This window comes from Candidatus Zixiibacteriota bacterium, from assembly GCA_021159005.1.
GTDB lineage: Bacteria > Zixibacteria > MSB-5A5 > UBA10806 > 4484-95 > JAGGSN01.
Window position 1 is genome coordinate 1 of the sequence record JAGGSN010000160.1, and the last position, 21,020, is coordinate 21,020.

The window sequence follows — 21,020 nt, forward strand, 5'->3', positions numbered from 1 at the left end:
TGTTTATCGGAGTCGCCCAACATCCCGCTGCTCTATGGGTTATGAAATAAGCAAGCTTCGATTGTTGGGTATTATTTTAAGAACTCTATAAAAAAGGCCGGACAGCAGTGTCTGTATTTATATAACAAGCAAAATTTGATAAATATCGCCAGTCTCCTGCCGATAAAATAATATTAGAAATAATACTATGAAAAGAAGAAAAAAAACACTAACCAGACACTCCGAGCTTATTAAAGCCGCTCTCATTGTTTTCCTTATCGGTCTCGTTTTAAGGATATTCGTAATCTTCCCCCATCATATTAAGATTCCGGATATGGAAAATGTGCTTTACCAGGGCGATTTTTTATTAGCCTCTCAATTGGCTTATAAGTTCACTGATATAAAAACAGGCGATATTGTAGTTTTTGAGCATCCGTTCAAGATGGACGAATTAAAAGTCGGTCGAATAGTTGCTGAAGGAGGACAAACCATAGAAATATTAGACAAGTCTATCTATATAGATGATGAGCCATTTGCAGATTTCGAAAATATTAAACATGTTGATTTGAATATCATTCCTGAAGATTATTCTAACCGTGATTACGTGAGTCCTGTCAATGTACCGGATGGGGCTGTATATATTTTATGTGATAACCGGGATGTTGCTGAAGATTCGCGGGATTTTGGAGTTGTCAGTATAGAAAATATAAAGGGGAAGGGGCTTTTTGTCTATTGGTCATGGCGTCCCGACCCTAACTCTCCCGAATGGGAAAGCCCATATATTTTTCCGGCAATAAAGATATTGTTCTATAATTTATTCCATTTTCCGTCGCGGGTTGGCTGGAGCCGCATCGGTTCCTCAACCGATTAGAGCTTCATTTTTCTACCTGCCCGCCGCAGGCATGGCATTGCTATAAGAAATTATTAATAAATACCGATTAAAATAAAACCGATAAACAAGGATGTAAATCGGTTATAAAACCGTTAGAATTTTAATCTGACGGTTTTTTTGTTTTGTAATCGGAACCGCTGACTTTCCCATTTTAGATGTACTATTTAAGTGAAAATTCTATTTTAAAAACATCATCTTTTTCGTACTAACATATTGACCGGCTTGAATGATATAAAAATATACGCCGCTGGCAAGGGTCTGGCCATATGAACCTCTGCCGTTCCATTGTTCGGTATAATAACCAGCCGGATAATTGCCTTCAATTAGAGTGGCTACTTTCTGACCTATCGAATTGTAAATCTCAAGTTTTACGTTCGCCGGCTCGGGCAGGCTAAAATTAATGCTTGTCGAGGGATTAAACGGATTGGGATAATTCTGGGCAAGAGCATATTCATCCGGCAAGTTGGCATTTTCATCGATGCTGTCCGGAGACCAATCGAACATTGATGTCGCCGAATCAACCACTGAAATAGCCGAGATATTGCCATAGTCGTCAATAGTTTTGATAGCCACGAAATATAATTGCGCCGGTTCCAGTCCGGTTATTGTAAAGGTTTGAAGCGAACCCGGTTCGACAGGAACGGGCGGATCGGCTACAGTATTCGCCGAGTCCCAGTTCAGATTAGTAATCAATCCGCTATAGGTTTTGATAATATATTCGCTGGCTAAACCGGTAAGGCTGTCATCACCCGACGCGGTCCAGCTTATGTCAATCTCACCTTCATTTTCTCCGGCAGCTGCAATAAGATCATAAATAGGCGCCGGTAATGTCAAATCGGGAGTCGTACCGCTTACGATATTAGATAGGCCAGACCAATTCGGCACCTCATCAGCGGTCTTGATTGCGAAATAATAGGTAGTTTGAGATTGAAGACCGTTGACAGTAAATGTTTCCTGATGGCCTGCCGTATGCGGGGATGGCTCATCGCTTGCCTGTGATACAAAGTCCCAATTGGCATCGGTTACAGGCATGTTTGAATATCTAACATCATATTGATTGGCAGTTCCCGCACTGCCGTCATCACCGGGAGCAGTCCAGGTAAGAGCAACTGTATTTTCAGTCAGATTAGAAATCTGCAGGTTGGTTATCGGGTCAGGCGCAATATGTTCGTTATCTGTGGCATCTAAAGCGATGTTTGATAAACCTGACCAGTTAGGTACCTCATCGGCAGTTTTGATTGCGAAGTAGTATATAGTGTTTAAATCAAGGCTAATCACGGTAAATGATTCCTGATTACCTGCCGTCTGCGGGGATGGTTCCATATTTGCTTGAGTTGCCGAGTCCCAGTTAGCTTCAGTAATCATGGCTGTTGAATACCTTATATCATACTTATCGGCGGTTCCCTGATTGCCGTCATCGCCGGGAGCGGTCCAGGTTAGCAATATTGATGATTGAGTCACATCTGAAGCTTGCAGGTCGGCAATATTTGCCGGCGCAGTCTGTTCATTTAGTGTCGTTTCGCTGGCGATATTTGATAAGCTCGACCAGTTTGGCACATCATCAGCGGTTTTTATCGCAAAGTAATATAGGGTATTGATATCAAATCCATTCATAACAAATGTTTCCTGACTGCCGGCTGTTTGCGGCGCCGGTTCATTATCAATTTGGATAGCCGAACCCCAGTTGGCCTCAGAAATTACAGCGGTAGAATACCTTATGTCATATTCGCTGGCGGTTCCTTCATAACCATCATTGCCCGGGGCAGTCCAGGTGAGAGTAATCGAATTCTCAGTGGGATTAGCGGCTATTAAATCAGCCACAGCTCCGGGCTCAATCTGTTCGTTTTCCGTAGCGGCGCTGGCGATATTTGACAGTGCCGACCAGTTAGACACCTCATCGGCGGTTTTAACAGCGAAATAATATGTGGTGTTCAAATCCAGACCATTTACAACGAATGATTCTTGACTGCCGGCTGTTTGCGGTGATGGCTCTCCGATAACCTGTATTGCAGAATTCCAGTTAGCCTCAGTAATCGTCGAGACTGAGTACCGAATATCATACTCGCTGGCGGTTCCCTGATTGCCGTCATCGCCGGGCGCAGTCCAGGCTAAGGTTATTGATGTTCCCGTTGAATCTGTTGTTTGCAAATTGACAATAGGAGCCGGCGCAATATGTTCATTATCAGTTGTGCCGGCTGCTACATTCGATAAAGCTGATAAATTGAACACTTCATCAGCGGTTTTTAAGGCAAAATAGTATGTTGTACTTAACTCCAAGTCATCAACGACAAATGACTCCTGACTGCCGGCAGGTTGGGGAGTTGGTTCATTCGAAATCATTATCGCTATATTCCAATTAGCCTCGGTAATCATAGAGGTTGAATAGCGGACATCATATTCCGCGGCGGTTCCTTGATTGCCGTCATCGCCGGGCGCAGTCCAGTTTAGGGTAATTGAATTTTCGGTTGGATTGGATGCCGCCAAATCAACCACCGCGCCGGGCGGATTCTGTTCATCATCCGTTCTGGTGTTGGTGATATTAGATAAACCAGACCAGTTTTGCATTTCATCGGCGGTTTTTATGGCAAAGAAATAAGTAGTACTGGATTGAAGACCGGTAATTGTAAATGATTCCGGGCTTCCGGCTGTTTGCGGCGATGGTTCGCCATCTACCTGAATTGCCGAATTCCAGTTAGCCTCAGTAATATATGATGTCGAATATCTTATATCATATTCATTGGCAGTACCCTGATTAATGTCATCGCCCGGAGCAGTCCAACTTAAGAGCGCCGAATTTAGTGTTGGGTTTGAGGCCAGAAGATTAGCAATTGCGGCAGGTGCTTCGGTATCGCTGTCGGTTGTAGCATTGCCGATATTTGATAACTCCGACCAGTTAGGTATTTCATCGCAGGTTTTAACAGCAAAAAAATAAGTTGTGCCGGGTTCAAGGTCTTCAATAGTATAACTTTCCTGAATACCCGATGATTGCGGGATAGGTTCGTTTATTACCTGGATGGCCGAACTCCAATTTGCCTCGGAAATCGCAGAAGTTGAATATCTTATATCATATTCGTTGGCTGTACCCTGATTATCGTCATCGCCGGGCGCAGTCCAATATATTGTTACTGTTGAACAGGTTACGTCCGAGGCTATAAGATTGCCCGTAGCGGCTATAAGAAAGATTACTATAGTTATTGCCGGTAAATTGGTTATATAATTTAATAAATGGCAAAAAAAGTGTTGTCTTTTCATTTTATGCCTCATTGCTAATTATCCTTGCCTGTTTCTATTCACTTCCAGCATGAAATGCAAATAGTAAACCATTCGTCTAAAAGAATTATAACATATTCAGTGCCATCATGTTACAGTCCGCAATCGGTCTTATGAGGCTTATATTATCGCTATAAACCCTGTATTATTTCTGGGCATTGTTTCATAATTAAACAATAAACAGTCAGGAGTTTCTTGGGAAAACCGGCAAATTCTTTATAATTTGAGTTGATTCAACGAGTTCCTCGTATCATGCGGGCGGCACACGTCCTCGTGTGCTTCTTATCTATCTTACAGCAGACGAGGACGTCTGCCAGTCACATACAATGTTTCTCGCGTCGTAAGGAACTCTTTCCTGACGACATTGAAATCATTACCACAAAGGGCAGATAAATAGTTAAAACCACAAGTCCGTCTTAGGCGGATTGACCTGCAAAACCACAAAACTTATTTACACATTGCAGTATCGTATGCTGGAGTTTATGAATAATCAGGGTTAAAGTACCGCAAGAGCAGCCGGAACATATCGCTGCCAGTCGGGATATGGCATATCGGACATAAAAAGATCCATCTCGTCAATCCGAAATCCGATATCAATTAAAAAATTATACAATCTGATATTATCAGCCGGACACCAGAGCATGATTTTATCATTTATTTTGGGTTTGACGAGTCGAAGCGTTTCAGCCATCACCTTTTGAAGGTAATCGCTTGAGATTGCCCCTGCCGGCGCAATTTCACAGTTTTTTACAATAAGACTACAGCCAATTCTTTGCCCGCGAAATTTGAAGATATACAATTTATGGAATTTGCTTTTTGTGAAATATTTCCATTCGCTGGAATGGGAATAGCCTCTTATTTTGCTCTCAAGCTTGTTTATCCAAGCAATGTCAGCCTGAGTATGAACATCAATAATTTTTATCCTGTTGCTTTTATAGGTTTCATCTTAGCCGGGTCGGCTTTCATCCAGGGAAGGCTGGAGAGCGGCGCCATGCCGAATTTGCTGTATAGACCTATTGCCTGAGTGTTGAAAGCAAAAGTGCATAGAGAATGAGTCATATTGCGGCCATCGCGCCAGACCTTATCGAGAAGTTTTCTGCCAATGCCTTTATCCTGATACTTCGGATGCACAAACAGCCAGGCAAGATGCCATTGTCTGCCTCGGACAATCGCGCCGGCAAAACCAACGATTCTATCGCCGCTATAGGCGCAGTAAAATGTATCCGAATCTGTTTTTTGAAGGTGAACAACGAAAGGCGGCGTTTCATTAATTTGCCATCTGAACGGTTCTTTTCCGGTTTGCCGTCTGAGATGATTAATACTGGCGCTCATTAGTCTTATAGCGGGAAGTAATTTCTTTGTTTTACATTTTCGATAAATGATTTTATTCATCCTATTGATATTCCTTAGTAAAATGAAATATAATTATATCGATATCCGCATACATTATTAACCATTCGGGCATCTTTGTTAAATAAAATGATGAAGTTAAGCTGTTGATTTATTTTGCATGTCATAGTATGATATGTTTCTAATAAACTCAATGACCAGAATATTTAAATTGGTCAGAATAACGGAGGGATTATGGCATTGAATAGACGGGACTTTCTAAAAAAGACCGGCATTATATCCGTATCCGCTGTCAGCGCTCCGATGCTTCTGAATTTGTTAAACAATATGGGATGCGCTCCGGCGGTGAAACGGGAGTTTAGCGATTCGGAAATTAAAGCGATTCTTGAAAACGCTCGCTCGCGCGGCGGTGATTTTTCCGAGATATTCATCGAGGATACGGCATCGCTAAGATTGAAAATGTCCGAGCAGTTATTTACCTCCGCGACAGCAGGCGTCGCCGGCGGTGTTGGAGTAAGAACCGTTGATGAGGATAAAAACGGTTATGCCTATATCAATGGCTATGATTTTAGCGGCGCCTTAGAGGCGTCTTCGACAGCCGCCTTTATCGCTTCAACTAATCATGGTTCTAAAACCGCCGAACCTATTGCCTCTGATTTTCCCAACACCGTAAAAGTCGAAATACCGATTGAATCAATACCCGAATTAAAAAAGATGGAACTGATGAATGAAGCTGACAACGCCGCCAGAAATTTCAGCCAGTATGTAAAACAGGTCGATATTACTTACTATGATCAGATATGCAGACGTAAGATAATTAACTCTAATGGACTTCTAATCGAAAATAAATTGCCCCTTATCTGGTTTGTAATAGAAGTCTTGGCTGAAAAAAACGGCGTTCGTCACAAAGGGAGATGCCGTTTGTCGGTTCATCAGGGTTTCGAATTTTTCGAGCAAAATAATATCAGGGAAGCCGCTATAAAAGCCGCCGCCGAGGCTGTAGTTATGCTGGATGCCAAACCTGCCCCCTCCGGAGGAATGCCGGTTGTCATGCATCCCGGCTGGGGAGGCGTGTTGATTCATGAGGCGGTCGGGCATGGTCTTGAAGGTGATTTTATCTATAAAGGCGCCTCGATATATTCAGACAAACTTGGCCGGAAAGTAGCGTCGCCCTTAGTAACCATGGTTGATGATTCAGCCTGGCCTAATGCTCGCGGCACTACCGAATTTGATGATGAGGGAACTATCGGTCAGAGAAATGTGCTAATCGAAAAGGGTATCCTCAAAGGCTATATGCATGATTTAATTTCGGCAAAGATGCTGCATGCCAAGCCCACCGGCAATGGCAGGCGGGAATCCTACAGACATTATCCGATTCCAAGAATGACAAATACATTTCTCGATAATGGCAATGCCAAACATGATGATATAATCGCTGATACTAAAAATGGTCTATACGTAAAAGCTCTTTCGGGCGGCTCGGTCGATACAATCTCAGGTCAGTTTAATTTTATTGTGCGCGAGGCTTATTTAATCGAGGATGGCAAAGTAACGACCCCAGCGGCAGGGGCAACACTTATTGGCAAAGGAATCGATGTGTTAACTAATATTGACGCTGTCGCGGATAACCTTGAATTGGGAGTGGGGATTTGCGGCAAAGGACAGTGGGTGCCGGTAACTGCCGGAGTGCCCACAATCAGAGTGGCTAAGGGAATAACAGTTGGCGGAGCGGCATAGGAGGCAACCATGGATTTTATTAATAGAATTCTCGATAAATGCGTTCGTTCGGGAGCCGAGATGGCTGAGATATATCAACTTAAGCAAAGGAATCTATTTGTTTCCGTAAGAGACGGCAAAGTAGAAACTGTTGCAAAAGCGGCGCCGGGCGGCATAGCCATCAGGTATATTTCATTTGGCAAAACCGCATTTGCGCACACTACCGACATCTCAGATACAGCCATCGACAGCATGATTTCCAGATTATCCAGACTTGTTAAAAAGACCAGCAAGGATGAGTTTACCGGTTTGCCGAGCACGCAAAATTACGAACACCAACCGGATATATACAATCCGGAGTTTATTGATATTTCCACCGATTACAAAATCGAATATTTAGCCAAACTCGAACAGTTAACCCTGCAATATGATACTCTTATTACTAAGGCAAATGTTTCATACGATGAAACTTTAGCCACACATAGTATAGTTAATACAAATGGTGCGGCGATGAGTTATGATTCGACATTATATACGGTCAGTGTAATGGCAACAGCCTTAAAAAAGGATGAGATGTTTCCCGGTGAAGGAGAATTTTCCGCAAGGTATTTCAATGACCTTCCCGGGCCTGAGGAGATAGCTAATCAGGTTGCTTCAAAAGCGGTTCGCCTTATCGGCGGTTCGGTTGTGGAAAGCGGCGATTATGAGATTATATTTACGCCTGGCGCTGTTCCATCGTTTCTGTGGGGATTGTTTTTCGCTTTGAAGGGCGATAATTATTTGAAAGGAGCCTCATTTCTTGCCGGTAAAATAGGCCGGAAAATCGCAGTCGATAAATTCAACCTCTATGACAATCCGCTTTTGCCGCGCGGTATAGATAGCCGTCCGGCAGATGATGAGGGCGTTGCCTCAAAAAAGCTCGCGCTTATCGAGAATGGAATTCTCAATGAGGTATTGTATGATACTAAGACTGCCGCCAAAGCAGGAGTTGAATCCACATCATCTGCAAACAGACGAGATTATAGCGGATTCCCCGAAATATCCGCGAGCAATTTCTATATCGGTAAAGGCAATGACAACTTCGATGATGTGGTTGCCTCATGCAAAAAAGGCATCATAGTCGAACAAACGCAGGGTTGGGGAATAAATGGCATAACAGGGCAGTACTCAGCGGGGATTAATGGTACGCTTGTTAGAAATGGTCGTATAATAAAACCTGTAGCTAATGTTGCTTTAGCCGCCAGCGTCGATGAGCTTTTTAATAGGATTGAAGCTATTTGTGATGATATTACTTTCTATGATAATTTCAATATGCCGTCTATAATGGTACAAAAGATGAAAGTGGGCGCATAGATTGGAGTTAAGTTAAAAATGGAACATATCGGCTATCGCCAAAATACGATAATTGTCGGATTGATTTTACTATCTCTGATGTCGATTGGATTTACTCAGCTAACATTCGCAGATGAAAAACATGAAGTCGCTGTTACGATACTGCCTCAAGCGGAATTCGCAGAGCAGATTACTGCCGGGTTAGATTTTGAAATTCTGGTTTTAATCCCGCCCGGAGCCAGTCCGGCAACTTATGAACTTGCGCCCCGGCAGATGAAAATACTTAGTCGGATTCCTTTATATTTCAAACTTGGGTCCGGTTTACCCTTTGAGGATGTTTGGCTGGGAAAAATCTCCGATTTAAACGAAAGCATGGTTATTATAAACTGCTCGAAAGGGATTGAAATTCTATCCGGCGCTCATAGCCATCATGATGACCAGCATTCGACTCATCATATGCAAGACCCGCATATCTGGTGTTCGCCGTTAAATGCGATGATTATAATTGATAATATGGTTGATGGTTTCGTTAAGGCATACCCGGAATATGACACACTGTTTCTCAAAAATGCCCACTCTTATAAACAACAGCTTGAAAATCTAAATCAAGAGATTAGCAAACTGTTTGAGAAAAAAAATAGCCGCAAGTTCATAGTGTTTCATCCGGCTTGGGGGTATTTTGCCAACGAATACAGGCTTACTCAAATTCCTATTGAGATTGAGGGCAAAGAACCGCGAGCTTCAAGCTTAAGAGTATTAATCGAGACCGCCAGAAGCGAGGAGATAAATATAGTATTTGCCTCGCCGCAGTTTAACTCGGAAAGCGCCCGTATGATAGCCTCGGAAATTAACGGCGAAGTAGAGTTTATCGATTCGCTTGGAAAGGATTATATTAATAACATGCGAGAGATAGCTATTAAATTAGCAAAGGCTATGCAATAAAATGGAAAATACTCCCGTCGTTGAATTCCAGCATTTATATGTATCGTATGATAATTATGTTGTTTTGGAAGACATCAACTTTCAGGTTGAAAAACTGGATTTCTTGGGCATTATCGGACCTAATGGCGGCGGCAAGACTACCCTGCTTAAAGTAATAGTCGGCTTGATTAAACCGCAAAAAGGCAAAGTGTTAGTGAATGGTAAATCGCCATCAAAAACGCGCTCTTCATTTGGCTATGTTCCCCAGTTCGCTCATTTTGACCGTGATTATCCTATTAATGTTTGGGATGTTGTTTTGATGGGAAGATTAAACAAGTCCGGCATATTTAAAAGATATAGCAGTACCGATAAGGAGAAAGCCGCCTATGCTCTTCAACAGGTTGGGATGTATGAACAAAGACGCCGGCAAATTGGCAGACTATCGGGTGGTCAAATTCAGCGGGTTTTGATTGCCAGAGCATTAGCAACCCAGCCGATTGTATTGCTTCTTGATGAGCCTACTGCAAGTATTGATATCGAAACGGCGGATAATTTTTATGAATTGCTTTATAATCTTAATAAAAAATTATCGATTATTCTGGTCTCGCATGATATCGGCGCTGTTTCCAGTCATGTTAAGTCGATTGCCTGTTTAAATCGAAAACTGTATCATCATGGTTCTAAGGAGCTATCGCCTGAAGCTATAGAATCCACTTATGGCTGCCCGGTTGATTTAATCGCACATGGAGCCCCGCATCGAGTGTTAAAAAAACATAATCATCATGGGACTGCAAATGATTGAATCGTTAAGCGAACTCTGGCAATTCCAGTTCATGCGTCATGCTCTGCTGACAGGGCTGTTAGTTAGTATAGCTTGCGGGATTATCGGCACCTATGTTGTAGTCAAAAGGATAGTTTTTCTATCGGGCGGCATCTCACACACTGCCTTTGGCGGCATCGGGATAGGTTATTTCTTCGGCTTTAATCCGATAATAGGCGCCATAGTTTTCAGCATAGCCGCCGCGCTGGGTATCGCTATTGTCAGACAGAAAGCCAGTCAACGCGAGGATACTCTTATAGGGATTATGTGGGCTGCCGGTATGGCAATAGGTATTATTTTTATTGATAAAACCCCTGGTTATGCGCCCAACCTTATGAGCTACCTTTTCGGCAATATCCTAACAGTATCATCACCTGATTTGGTTATGATGATTATTTTGGATGTCATCATATTATCAACCGTTTTAGTACTGTTTAAAGAATTTAAAGCTTTTACTTTCGATGAGGAATATTCGGCGGTTTCGGGCATTCCGATAACGGCGCTCAATATCATATTATTCTGTCTCATCGCCCTAACTGTTGTCATACTTATCAGGGCAGTTGGAATTATCTTGGTAATTGCATTGTTGACAATTCCGCCGGCGGCGGTAATCAGATATAATTTTACACTTGGGAAGACAATGGTTTTTTCTATAATAATCGGAGTAATATTTACGACTGCCGGTTTGCTTTTATCAGCGGCATATAATATAACATCCGGGGCGGCAATTATTATTGTTGCCTGTATCGGGTATTTTATTTCGTTATTGATAAAGCCTTATGTGATAAATCACAGAGGGGCAAAAACTGATAGCTGATAAGGCATAGAGGGGAATAATGAAGGGGCACACGAGGACGTGTGCCGCCCACTCTATACGCTAAGAACGTGTGCCGCCCACCATAATAATAAAAAAGAGGGCGTATCCGCCAATGGCGGACGCCCCTACGCGTTTAGGCTTCCAATGTTATGTCGCTACAAATTCGTATTATCTTTTAAATCTTTTCAGATGAGAGATATGAAAATCCCATTCGGGGGTTATAAGACTATCGCTAAAATCAATAGAGTACCAGGGGCTGATGTCAATATCTTGCGGATTATTTAAGATATGGATATCCTGAGCAGGCATGAAGCTTTGAGCTAAGAGAAAATATTTCATTCGGGAGTTATTAGCAATTGCCGCATCCACGACAATTACAGCATGCCCTGGAAAACCGCCATTAATAAACACATCCCCTATTTGAATATCACTGCTATTTTCTACGTCTTGAAGTTCCCGGCTTAGAGAATGAGTACCGGCATAGGTAAAAACGGTTTCCAAGTAATCTTTGAAATTGCTATATGTCGAATCTATGTCATCAGACAATTGCCAGCTAACATGATTATTATTAACAATAGGCCGATAACCATTTATCCATTTTCTGTATTCGGCATTGTCGCCGCTGGTGAATTTAAAATGAATCGCATCATATGCCTTGATTGAATACAGATACTCAGCGCGAAGCCTTATAACAGCATCCGCGCATTGTTGAAGGTCCTTATTGCCAACATCAATATCAATTACCGCAAAATGAGCTTTCTGATTATTCTTTTCCTGCAAATTATATAAATACACAGGCGGCTTGCCCTCTTTCAGGGGGAGATGCCTTAGCCAGTCGGCAAATGAGTTACTGTCAGCGTTTGTTCTCTCGAAACCATCAGGCACGGGAATTCTATTAACTATACTGTTTGATTCATCATAGCTATCGAGCCAAGTATAATTATTTGTCCGGGAGCATGCTGGTATTGATAGCAGTATTATTATAATAGATGTTTTCAGGATGTTAAGAGCAGGTCGTTTTCTCCGCCTCAGGCAGATGAGCGGAGCGAACAAGAAACCCGACACCTCTCGCAGCAATACAAACCTCTTTCCCTTAGATAAAATGTCGGGTTTTTCCCTTTGGTCAGAACCCGACCTGCTATTGGCAGATGGGGTTTGCCTAAGGTGAATGCCAACCATAAATATCGAAACAAAGAATGGTTAAAGCAAACTATCAAAATCCGGCCACGAGCGTAAACCGATGCGTATTGCCCAGATCATTCTTGTAATTCACAAAAGCATAATCGAATTTGAACTGATTGTAAAACACGCCGCCGCCAACTGAAACTCCGCGCGAGTCCCAACCTATGCCATAGCCTGTTCTCAATGAGAAATATCGATTATAAGTATATTCAGCGCCAAAATTAATCTTGGAATCAGTATCGCTGTAAAAAACCGCATCGGTTAAAATCTCAACCATCTGATTAAGATACATCGGTTTGTATGATAACCCCAGCCTGTATTCCTTAGCTAAGGGGAAACTTTCAGACTCAAATTTCGGTTCGGTGCCGAGGTTTTTCATTGCGGCTCCTATGCTTAACTCATCAGTGAGGGGCGCATATATACCGGCATCTATCATAACAGCGTTTGCCGAGGAATAATCGATTTTCTCATAAGCATACTTTAGCGACAGGCCAAAGTCTAAATAGTCAAAATCATAGGCAAAACCGAAAGAACCAACAAAATGGTTCTCATCAAAAAGCCCATCAGGGTTGGCTGAGGGATTCGTCCTTCGTTCGATATCGCCTACCTTGCCAAGCCATAAATATCCGCCAAGCGAATATCTTTTGCCTTTTGCAGCCAAAGAAAGATAGTTTTGAGAAACATCCTGAAAATAAGAATTATACATAAAAACAGCCTGGTTATTTCCCTCGAATGACCGCAATAATGCCGGATTATAAAATGATGAGGATATATCAACACCCGAGGCTGTTACCGCCTCAGATAGAGCGGCCGGACGAGACCCGGAACCTATACGCAGAAAAATAAAGCTCGAACTTCCTGCCGATGCAGCCGTTAGTTCCGGAATAGCTAAAATTGCTGCCGCTAATATCATTAAGATTATTTTTATTCTCAAAACAATACCCTCATTGTAAAAACATGATAGGAGTTTTCATCAACCTTGCCCGCCATATAGGCATAATCAAAACCGCCGTGCAAATTACCATAGGGGTAGTATAAGCTCATACCGAATGTAGGCGAACCGTCAGAATAGCCCGCTCTTAATCCTAATAACCTTCTATCAACCGATGTGCTGATAGATTCATCCTCGGATTCTTCATCAGCCCCAAACAGATTGACTTGCTTTAAAATCCAATATTCTGCACCGGCATAATATTTCATATCGAGATGTTCGATTTTAACAATATCTACCGCGGTAATAATCGTATTATTCATAAACGAACCTGAAAGTCCGCTTCTTATGCGCAATGGGAATGGATCGTTATATACCGCGCCTTTGTTGCCCGACCAGTAATTACTCGAATCCCATCGATGTTCTAAACCAATATCTTGAACCGATAAGCCGACAGCATAAAATTTCGCAAATTTGAACAGCCCGCTTGCATCCAAGCCGACTGCCCCTGAAGTTAAATTATCTAATTTGGATTGAATATATTTTAAGTTGGCGCCAAAAGAAAAGTCATTATTTGCCTTTTTGGCAAATATCAAGGTAAACAAATTATCGTTGTTAGCCATATTACCATAGAGCGTTCTGTCGGAATTGCGCATCGGAACATCACTAACAGAACTGTTTATCCATGAAAGCCCCATCACTGCCTGATTGCGCACCAATGAAAGGAAAGAGGCAGTATTCAAATTCCGGTCTAAAGATAGGCTGTGGTAGGCAAATCCCACTCGTTTCTCCTTGATAAAAGCCGCGCCGGCGGTATTGTAATGTATGGCGTCAATACCCTCAGCCACAGCGCAGAAAGCATTGCCCATTCCCAATGCTCTGGCGCCAAGACCAAATTTCAAAAAGGCGCCTGTTTGACCGGCTTTGCCTGCTTCATCATCAGCAAACGATATATTTGCAATCAGCAAGAGCAAAATTGATATTATCAGTATCTTTCTCATTTTATCACAACCACCTTTCCCCACCAGTCTTCGCCGGAATCACGTTTGATGTTGTAAAAATATATGCCATTAGCCACCAGCTCGCCATTATCATTTTTACCAAACCAGACATCAGTATCAATCTCTACATCACCGGGGCGCGATTCATTATCGACAACGGTTCTGACAAGGTCTAAGTTAAAATCGTATATCTTAATAGTAACATTTGCACTTGCTTCTAATTTGTAATGGATTGTTGCTCCCTTACGGGTTGATTCTATCGGCGAGAATGGCGAGGGGTACGCGTAATGGTCATCCTCGTAAAGCTGTGAGCGGAAAACGCTGGTATCGCTTCCGGCAATCCGAATAGTGCCATCAGCGCCGCCAGCCCATATTGCAGAGCCGATTGTTTCCACAGCATAAAACCCTGATGGATAATATACTCTTGTACCAGTCGAATCTTCAGCCTCACTAAGCACATCCCAGTTTTCTAAATCATCGCTGTAATATAACCCATTATTGGTAGCCGCAAAAACCGTATCGCCTAAGAAGGCGAAATCCCAAGCGGCTTCGTCAATAACAGTGGTCCAGGTTTTGCCGTAATCTACAGAGTAAGCAACGGCATATTTTTGATGCGTATCACTGCTTCCGATTGTAACCCCAACACGGCAGGCAGCCCAGATATATGTCGAGCAAACCGGCGCGAAATTACCGGTAAATGTCATAAGCGTTGGGTCGCCGATATCGACTATCTGTAAGCCATTGTATAAATCAGCGATAAAAGCATTAGTGCCGGAGATTGCCATATTGACAGCAGAGCCGGGAGTGTAATATTGCCCTACAAGCTCAAGGCTTAAAGTATCACCGCCATCGGCTGGCAACTGAAACACTCTTAAGGCAAATTCATCAACAACATAAATATAGCCGCTATCGCTGCCGCTGTCATAATAAACATCCCGCGCTTTGCCATCAACATTATAGCCAGCTATAAATGCAGGATTTGCCGGGTCGGATACATCAATCGCCTGAAGACCGGAATCGAGGTCAGCTACAAATGCTATATTGCTATCGACAAAAACGCTATAAACATTGGTTAATGAATCGTAAGTTCCCAACAATGCCGACTCGGGAGGAGCTGCTAAATCGTAGATAACTAAACCGTCGCTGCCGGCGGCAACATACGCATAATTGCTGTCGATGAAAGCATCCTTAACAGAGCCTGGCGTATAGATAGTATCAAGCGTCGGGTTTGCCGGGTCGGTGATATCAATTACTGCCAGCCCCGAATTATCATCGGCAACATAAGCATAATTGCCGGCGACCGATACATTAAGAGCATGACCATCAGTATCATAGCTTCCAATTAAGTTTGGGTTATTTGGATTACTTATATCGATAATCTGTAAGCCTTCATTATAATCGGCAACATAGGCATAGCTGCTATCTACTGCTACACCGTGCGCCCGCCCCGGCGTGTTGACACTACCCATAAAAGAAGGGTTCGATAAATTGCTGATACTAACTATCATCAATCCCTCGCTGCCATGCGCGACATAAGCGCAACTGCCATCAATAAAGACATCAAATATGCGTCCCGGCCTGCCATGTACATCAAGCGCAACGACATGATTGCCGGGAATACTGTTTTCCGTATCTACCGGATTATGCGCTATCTGCCAGGCAGTATCCTGCTTGGTATTAGGAACATCATATCTGGTAAAAACAAAGCGGTTAATTCCATAAGCGGTTCCGGCAAAAACCGATATTGTGTCGGGCGCCAGCGTCGTATCGACTTTTACCGAGAAATAGTAGTTGGTATAATTATAAAAAGTGCTGTCAATCCATAAGTCTATGCTGTCTGATGCATTAAGATACAGGTTTTCCCAAAGCTGTCCCCCATCGGTTGACCTTAGCAAGCCGCCATACCAGCAGGCGCTGTATATGTCATCTTTATAAATATCCAAATCCCAAGACAACATACCAACCCAGTTTGTTGACGGTGGAGTTTCTGTAACCCAGTTGGCGCCGTCATCGGTGGTTATTGAAATGCCGTCGCCGTATTCATTATCGGTTCCGGCGTATTCTTCGGTATGAATAGTCGCTGCGCACACATAGCGGGTGTCGTTGTAGTAATTTGCCGCCAGAGCCGATACCAAATCGGTTGGCAATCCCGAACCCGCCCTGAATGTCTGCCAGGTGGCGCCGTTGTCGGTAGTATATGATGCGCCTCCGGCTGTGCCGAGCCAGACACCATTCGAGTCGTAGGCTATCTCGATGACAGAATTGGAGGTCAATCCTTGATAGGCATCATCGAAAGTCGAATTCATAAAAGCCATTGCCGATGCAGTTAATATTGTAACAATTAAAACAGTAAACTTCATTAACACCTCATTGCCATTGCCTAAAGAAATCTTTTGCTTCTACTAATGTATCAGGCTGTTTAAATTCACATTCATTTATTTTCATATTATTATTTCCATGCTTATAAATATATAACGATGTTGTATCATAGGCAGTAACAACATGATTTATCAAATTTGCTTGATTTTCCTGATCATCAATTGCCGTAAAATGGAAAATGTAATCGCCAGCTTGGTTTTCCGGAGTTGGACCGGTAAAGCCGGCAACATATATGCCATCACCGGCAACCGAATCGCCATTATCACCCCTGTCTGTCATCAAAAAACCGATTCCGTTGGAAGTGCCATCGGGTTTGGTAACAGTATAATAAACCTGATCGATATTATTCAATCCCTGCGGGTCGTAAGCTGATATGAAAAAGTACGAGCTGTCATAACTTCTAATAATCGAATCGGGAGCAATTAAATTATAGACGTGGGGATTAACATCGCTCATATATATAGTATGCTCTATTACATTTCCGGGATTGCCGGAGCTATCGCGAGCCGTAAAATAATAGATATAAACTCCGGCCGATTCGGATGTATCGATGCCTGTCAGGCAATAACTGAAAATTCCATCACCGGCGATTGAATCACAACCTTGGCCATCATCCAACATATAAGATGTATCAGGCATCAGCGAACCATCAGGCTTCTCGATAGTGAAATACACGCTCACAATATCATCAAGCCCCTGTAAATCATCGACTATAACAGAAATATCGATAGTATCAGGAAATCCTAATGGCATGAGAGCCGGGGCTGTTAAGCTTATTATAACCGGAGATGGCTGCACTATTACAGCTGCCATTTTTCTAACAGGTGCCGCCGAATTTCCATCCTGGTCGCTGGCATGGAAATGAAATAAATAACTGCCATTGACTTCAAATATAGTTAGCTCGTCCTCATCAAGAGCATAGCTATAAACGCCGTCATTTTCAGTTGTATCGATATTCAATCCATCATCATGCATGAATAATGTATCGGGATTGAACAAACCATCAGGACGCTCTATTGTAATGTAAACTATATCTATATCCCCAAGTCCCTGAGGGTCGCTGACAAAAGCATAAAAGGGATAAGATATTGGAGTGCCCGCAGTAATGTAAAAAGGCGCATCGGCATCAATAATTTCAGGCATATAATCAGTAATAGGATTATCTCCATTACAACTACAGCCAATAAAAATACTAATCATTGCTATATCAAGAAATATAAAAACATAATACGATATTGAATTGGTATTGTTTTTCATGCCTGATAAGCTCCTGTTCTTTCCGGCCAAAAAGCTATTATTAAATTTGAAACTTTTAATTGCTTCAATCATACCATTAACAAACTTATCAGACATCCTCCAAAATTTAAACCTTAAAATACCAGTATCACTACTATTGTCAAGCGTTTAATTAACCAAAATGTTCCCATAAAAGTCCGCGGCGAAAGCCCTTTATTGAGACCCGCCTTCCCTCAAAACCAAAATTTTTAATAAATATCAATAGAATTGCGCCGTCAGCACGGTAATGAAAGCGGTTGTCTGATATTATCTTAATGCCGTCATTAATATCAACCTTAAGACGTAATACAGTATTGGCGCAAATATCGATAATGCCAACGAATTTGCTCATTGTTGTATATTAACCTCTTTAAACCTGCTTGCCATATCTAAAAGCTGATAATCCTTTATTGGAAGCCAGACGATTTCACCGGCTGGCATATCAGATTCGGTAAAACGAAAATCCGGTCCCTGAAGTCTGGCATATTTCACTGCACTCATCTGCCATAGAAAGACCGCCATCTCTTTAGCCTCCGGCTCATCAATATAAAAATCCAGTCCCTTTGCCGGCGGTTTATTCTTCAGTTTAGCATGCGGTTGAGTTTTCAAAATTGAAATCGCTTTTTTTGCCCAACGAACAACATCAGCGGCCTTAAAAGCCGGGCTGTAAAGATAAAACCTGTTTTCTTGTTTTTCCTTACGCAAAAGCGCAATCTCCGCTGTTAAAAGCTTGCTGAAATCACGAACTGTTTTATACCGGGTTTTATGCTTAAATTCAAGTGGGAATCGCCAATATGGCGCGCATAATAGCTCCTCGGCAGCTTGACATTGTATCTGGCTGTAGCCATCGTCGGTTATAAGATAAGCTCTATCGCAATTGACGCACTGATAAAAAAGCGAGAAACGTTTTTCCTCTAAATCCGCTCCGCAATTTGGGCATTGATGTTTCAGGGGTTTTATAAATTGGGAGTTTTGTTCGATTGATTTTTTCCCTGTATATTCAAATGGTTTATCGATTTTAGCATAGCCTCTTTTAGCTAAGGAATCGACGAGAACTGTTTTGTATTCGCCGTCTGTTTTATGGGTAATTGCCCATATCGGAAAATAGATAACCGAAATTTTCTCGCCAATCATTGCCGAACATACCGCCTCCGATTTATTATACAAACCGATATTATGTCTATGAAGATCCATCGCCTGTCTCTCGGCATGAGCAGCAGTTATATCTGACCCGACAACAATCGCCTCAGATGGTATCTCCTCGCGGCTGAATGCATACAGTGCTGCAGCCTGCGGTCGTATCCCCAATGATGTTATGCCGAATTCATCGCTTGAAAAGGCCGGAGTTGTAACATCGAAGTCTTTGCCTTTAAGTTTGAATTTGGTTTTTACAGGCATTGGCATGCCATCCGACGTCTCTATTATTTCCGTTGAGGGAGCCAGGTAATCTAATGCCATGCCACGAAATCGATAGAACGGCAAGTAGAAAAATTCCGCTTTCTCTATGCTGCCGGTTAGAGATAAACCTTTGCTTTTAAGGTATCGGTCAGCCGCCATTCGCGCGCCGTAAGCATCAATTTTCGAGGAGTAGAAGTATTTTAATACTCTATGAGGGGAGCCGATTCTGACTATAAGACCGCAATATTCGCATCTGTTGGTCATTGTCCCCTCTGGCGCTTGAGAGGGCTTTCCGCAGCCGGGGCAATTATAGATAAGCTGAAAATCAGCCATCTAATTTTTCGCCGCAATTGGTACAGAACTTTGAACCCAGCGGAAGTTTGGCGCCGCATTTGCCGCAGATGGTTTTTTCGCCAAGCTTTTTGCCGCAAACATGACAGAAATTTGCCTCTGGTGGAAGTTCCGCATCGCAGGCAGGACAGGTGTTGATAGCAACCATCTGATGGCCGCATTTATAACAGAAACGCGAGTTTTCCGGCGTATCGGTATGGCATGCGGGACATGTTACAGTAGGAATTGATTCCGATTTTAAATCGCGCTGCTGAGGCGTCAGCGCGCCCTGCAGAAGCCCCGGAACCATCAGTCCGATGCCGGCGCCCATGCCGATACCGGCGCCAGCCTGCGCCGATTCGCCGCCGGAACCCATCGCCTTAGCCAGCGAGTACTTCAGAAATTTATCAAGATCGCCGACCGCTTTCATCGAGGATTTCTCATCAATCATTTTCTGCACCTCATCGGGGGGCGTTATTGATATGAAAAAGAAATCGATTAGTTTAAGGCCATATTTGGTGAAATCATTAGAGATGCGGCCTTTTATCTCCACGCCAAGTTCATCGAACTGCGCCGGAAGGTCGAAAATCGTCTGGAGTTTTTCGCCAAACATATCGTTCAAGCGGCCTACTATAACATCACGGAGATAGCTTTCGATGTCATCGGTGGTAAAACGCGACTCGCGGCCAACAAGCGAATTAAGGAATAGCATCGGTTGATTAACCTGGCAAGTATAAGCGCCATAGCCGCGCAGACGAACGAGTCCGAGTTCCTTATCGCGGAAAGCGACCGGGTCTTTGGTGCCCCACTTCAAATTGGTAAAAACCTTATGATTAATGAAATAAACCTCGCATCTAAACGGCGATTTGAAATTCCAGGGAAGCGATAGCGCCCGTGTTAGAAGCGGGATATTCAGGCTTGTTAATGTATGACGTCCCGGACCGACTACATCATATGCCCGACCGTTTCGGAAAAATACAGCCGATTGCGATTCACGCACTATAAGCTGGGCGCCAAGTTTGATGTCTGCCGAACCCTGTTCGGGAAAACGGTATATCATGTCCTTGCCGCTCATATCCACCCATTCAATTACTTCCATAAGCATTGTCATAAAACAAACCTCCGCAGTGATGATTTATTATGCTAAACAGTATCCTGAAATATAATTATCCTATCTGCTTATTATCGGCTTGTTATGGATGCATCTTAAAGGCCGAACAGCAATGAAATTAATATAGATGATAAATTGCCACTACTGTCCGGCCTTTTTCATAGAGTTCTTTAAATATTATCCAACAAGCGAAACTTGCTTGATTCGCAGCCCATAGAACAACAAGACATTGGAAAACTCCAGCAAACATCGCCATTCTACTTTTTGCTTTGCATAATATTTCATGCCTGTCCGCCGACAGGAGGAATTAGATTTC

General features: G+C 42.9%; 17 protein-coding genes. 6 read left to right on the forward strand and 11 right to left on the reverse strand.

Annotated elements, in window-relative coordinates; translation table 11 throughout:
* Window positions 1-187: 187 nt before the first annotated feature.
* Window positions 188-850 (forward strand): signal peptidase I, encoded by a 663-nt coding sequence (gene lepB / locus J7K40_10375; protein MCD6162804.1) that lies wholly within the window; start codon window positions 188-190, stop codon window positions 848-850.
* Window positions 851-1,048: 198 nt separating this feature from the next.
* Here lepB and J7K40_10380 read toward each other — a convergent pair whose 3' ends face one another.
* The 3 genes from J7K40_10380 to J7K40_10390 all read right to left on the reverse strand — a co-directional run bounded on the left by J7K40_10380 (window position 1,049) and on the right by J7K40_10390 (window position 5,533).
* The gene (locus J7K40_10380) at window positions 1,049-4,123 is read right to left on the reverse strand and encodes a fibronectin type III domain-containing protein (protein MCD6162805.1); all 3,075 of its coding nucleotides are present in this window, start codon (window positions 4,121-4,123) and stop codon (window positions 1,049-1,051) included.
* A gap of 514 nt (window positions 4,124-4,637) precedes the next feature.
* The gene (locus tag J7K40_10385) at window positions 4,638-4,940 is read right to left on the reverse strand and encodes a hypothetical protein (GenBank protein MCD6162806.1); all 303 of its coding nucleotides are present in this window, start codon (window positions 4,938-4,940) and stop codon (window positions 4,638-4,640) included.
* Between the two features lie 119 nt (window positions 4,941-5,059).
* Window positions 5,060-5,533, reverse strand: a complete 474-nt coding sequence (locus tag J7K40_10390) for a GNAT family N-acetyltransferase (protein MCD6162807.1) — start codon at window positions 5,531-5,533, stop codon at window positions 5,060-5,062.
* A gap of 192 nt (window positions 5,534-5,725) precedes the next feature.
* Between J7K40_10390 and J7K40_10395 the strand changes: the two genes are divergently transcribed.
* From J7K40_10395 to J7K40_10415, 5 genes are read left to right on the forward strand one after another with little or no spacing between them, the layout of a single operon-like run.
* Entirely contained in the window at window positions 5,726-7,228 is a 1,503-nt protein-coding gene (locus J7K40_10395; GenBank protein ID MCD6162808.1) for a TldD/PmbA family protein, read from the forward strand.
* Between the two features lie 9 nt (window positions 7,229-7,237).
* Window positions 7,238-8,560 (forward strand): TldD/PmbA family protein, encoded by a 1,323-nt coding sequence (locus J7K40_10400; protein ID MCD6162809.1) that lies wholly within the window; start codon window positions 7,238-7,240, stop codon window positions 8,558-8,560.
* Window positions 8,561-8,578: 18 nt separating this feature from the next.
* On the forward strand, window positions 8,579-9,481 hold the full coding sequence (locus tag J7K40_10405; protein ID MCD6162810.1) for a zinc ABC transporter substrate-binding protein: 903 nt from the start codon (window positions 8,579-8,581) through the stop codon (window positions 9,479-9,481).
* 1 nt (window position 9,482) lies between these two features.
* Window positions 9,483-10,262 carry an ABC transporter ATP-binding protein gene (locus J7K40_10410; GenBank protein MCD6162811.1) on the forward strand — a complete coding sequence of 260 codons (780 nt, stop codon included), beginning with the start codon at window positions 9,483-9,485 and terminating at the stop codon, window positions 10,260-10,262.
* Window positions 10,255-11,097: a metal ABC transporter permease gene (locus tag J7K40_10415; protein MCD6162812.1), complete on the forward strand. Its 843-nt coding sequence runs from the start codon at window positions 10,255-10,257 to the stop codon at window positions 11,095-11,097. The genes J7K40_10410 and J7K40_10415 overlap by 8 nt, the downstream gene beginning before the upstream one ends.
* A 168-nt stretch (window positions 11,098-11,265) precedes the next feature.
* Here J7K40_10415 and J7K40_10420 read toward each other — a convergent pair whose 3' ends face one another.
* The 8 genes from J7K40_10420 to J7K40_10455 all read right to left on the reverse strand — a co-directional run bounded on the left by J7K40_10420 (window position 11,266) and on the right by J7K40_10455 (window position 20,704).
* Window positions 11,266-12,099 (reverse strand): DUF4846 domain-containing protein, encoded by an 834-nt coding sequence (locus J7K40_10420; GenBank protein MCD6162813.1) that lies wholly within the window; start codon window positions 12,097-12,099, stop codon window positions 11,266-11,268.
* Between the two features lie 211 nt (window positions 12,100-12,310).
* On the reverse strand, window positions 12,311-13,213 hold the full coding sequence (locus J7K40_10425) for a PorV/PorQ family protein (protein MCD6162814.1): 903 nt from the start codon (window positions 13,211-13,213) through the stop codon (window positions 12,311-12,313).
* On the reverse strand, window positions 13,210-14,211 hold the full coding sequence (locus J7K40_10430; protein MCD6162815.1) for a PorV/PorQ family protein: 1,002 nt from the start codon (window positions 14,209-14,211) through the stop codon (window positions 13,210-13,212). Before J7K40_10430 ends, J7K40_10425 begins: the two co-directional genes overlap by 4 nt.
* The gene (locus J7K40_10435; GenBank protein ID MCD6162816.1) at window positions 14,208-16,571 is read right to left on the reverse strand and encodes a hypothetical protein; all 2,364 of its coding nucleotides are present in this window, start codon (window positions 16,569-16,571) and stop codon (window positions 14,208-14,210) included. The genes J7K40_10430 and J7K40_10435 overlap by 4 nt, the downstream gene beginning before the upstream one ends.
* 7 nt (window positions 16,572-16,578) lie before the next feature.
* Complete coding sequence (locus J7K40_10440; GenBank protein MCD6162817.1) at window positions 16,579-17,847, reverse strand: hypothetical protein; 1,269 nt, start codon at window positions 17,845-17,847, stop codon at window positions 16,579-16,581.
* A 151-nt stretch (window positions 17,848-17,998) separates the two neighbouring features.
* Window positions 17,999-18,217 (reverse strand): hypothetical protein, encoded by a 219-nt coding sequence (locus J7K40_10445; protein ID MCD6162818.1) that lies wholly within the window; start codon window positions 18,215-18,217, stop codon window positions 17,999-18,001.
* Window positions 18,214-19,596, reverse strand: a complete 1,383-nt coding sequence (locus J7K40_10450) for a hypothetical protein (protein MCD6162819.1) — start codon at window positions 19,594-19,596, stop codon at window positions 18,214-18,216. The genes J7K40_10445 and J7K40_10450 overlap by 4 nt, the downstream gene beginning before the upstream one ends.
* Complete coding sequence (locus J7K40_10455; protein ID MCD6162820.1) at window positions 19,589-20,704, reverse strand: SPFH domain-containing protein; 1,116 nt, start codon at window positions 20,702-20,704, stop codon at window positions 19,589-19,591. Before J7K40_10455 ends, J7K40_10450 begins: the two co-directional genes overlap by 8 nt.
* Between the last annotated feature and the right edge of the window lie 316 nt (window positions 20,705-21,020).

What these genes read in the sequence shown, in the direction of transcription:
- J7K40_10450 (MCD6162819.1), bottom strand. Translation starts at nt 19,596, where the DNA reads ATGGCTGATTTTCAGCTTATCTATAATTGCCCCGGCTGCGGAAAGCCC.
- lepB (MCD6162804.1), top strand. Translation starts at nt 188, where the DNA reads ATGAAAAGAAGAAAAAAAACACTAACCAGACACTCCGAGCTTATTAAA.
- J7K40_10380 (MCD6162805.1), bottom strand. Translation starts at nt 4,123, where the DNA reads ATGAAAAGACAACACTTTTTTTGCCATTTATTAAATTATATAACCAAT.
- J7K40_10440 (MCD6162817.1), bottom strand. Translation starts at nt 17,847, where the DNA reads ATGAAAAACAATACCAATTCAATATCGTATTATGTTTTTATATTTCTT.
- J7K40_10435 (MCD6162816.1), bottom strand. Translation starts at nt 16,571, where the DNA reads ATGAAGTTTACTGTTTTAATTGTTACAATATTAACTGCATCGGCAATG.
- J7K40_10390 (MCD6162807.1), bottom strand. Translation starts at nt 5,533, where the DNA reads ATGAATAAAATCATTTATCGAAAATGTAAAACAAAGAAATTACTTCCC.
- J7K40_10445 (MCD6162818.1), bottom strand. Translation starts at nt 18,217, where the DNA reads ATGAGCAAATTCGTTGGCATTATCGATATTTGCGCCAATACTGTATTA.
- J7K40_10430 (MCD6162815.1), bottom strand. Translation starts at nt 14,211, where the DNA reads ATGAGAAAGATACTGATAATATCAATTTTGCTCTTGCTGATTGCAAAT.
- J7K40_10415 (MCD6162812.1), top strand. Translation starts at nt 10,255, where the DNA reads ATGATTGAATCGTTAAGCGAACTCTGGCAATTCCAGTTCATGCGTCAT.
- J7K40_10410 (MCD6162811.1), top strand. Translation starts at nt 9,483, where the DNA reads ATGGAAAATACTCCCGTCGTTGAATTCCAGCATTTATATGTATCGTAT.
- J7K40_10395 (MCD6162808.1), top strand. Translation starts at nt 5,726, where the DNA reads ATGGCATTGAATAGACGGGACTTTCTAAAAAAGACCGGCATTATATCC.
- J7K40_10405 (MCD6162810.1), top strand. Translation starts at nt 8,579, where the DNA reads ATGGAACATATCGGCTATCGCCAAAATACGATAATTGTCGGATTGATT.
- J7K40_10455 (MCD6162820.1), bottom strand. Translation starts at nt 20,704, where the DNA reads ATGACAATGCTTATGGAAGTAATTGAATGGGTGGATATGAGCGGCAAG.
- J7K40_10400 (MCD6162809.1), top strand. Translation starts at nt 7,238, where the DNA reads ATGGATTTTATTAATAGAATTCTCGATAAATGCGTTCGTTCGGGAGCC.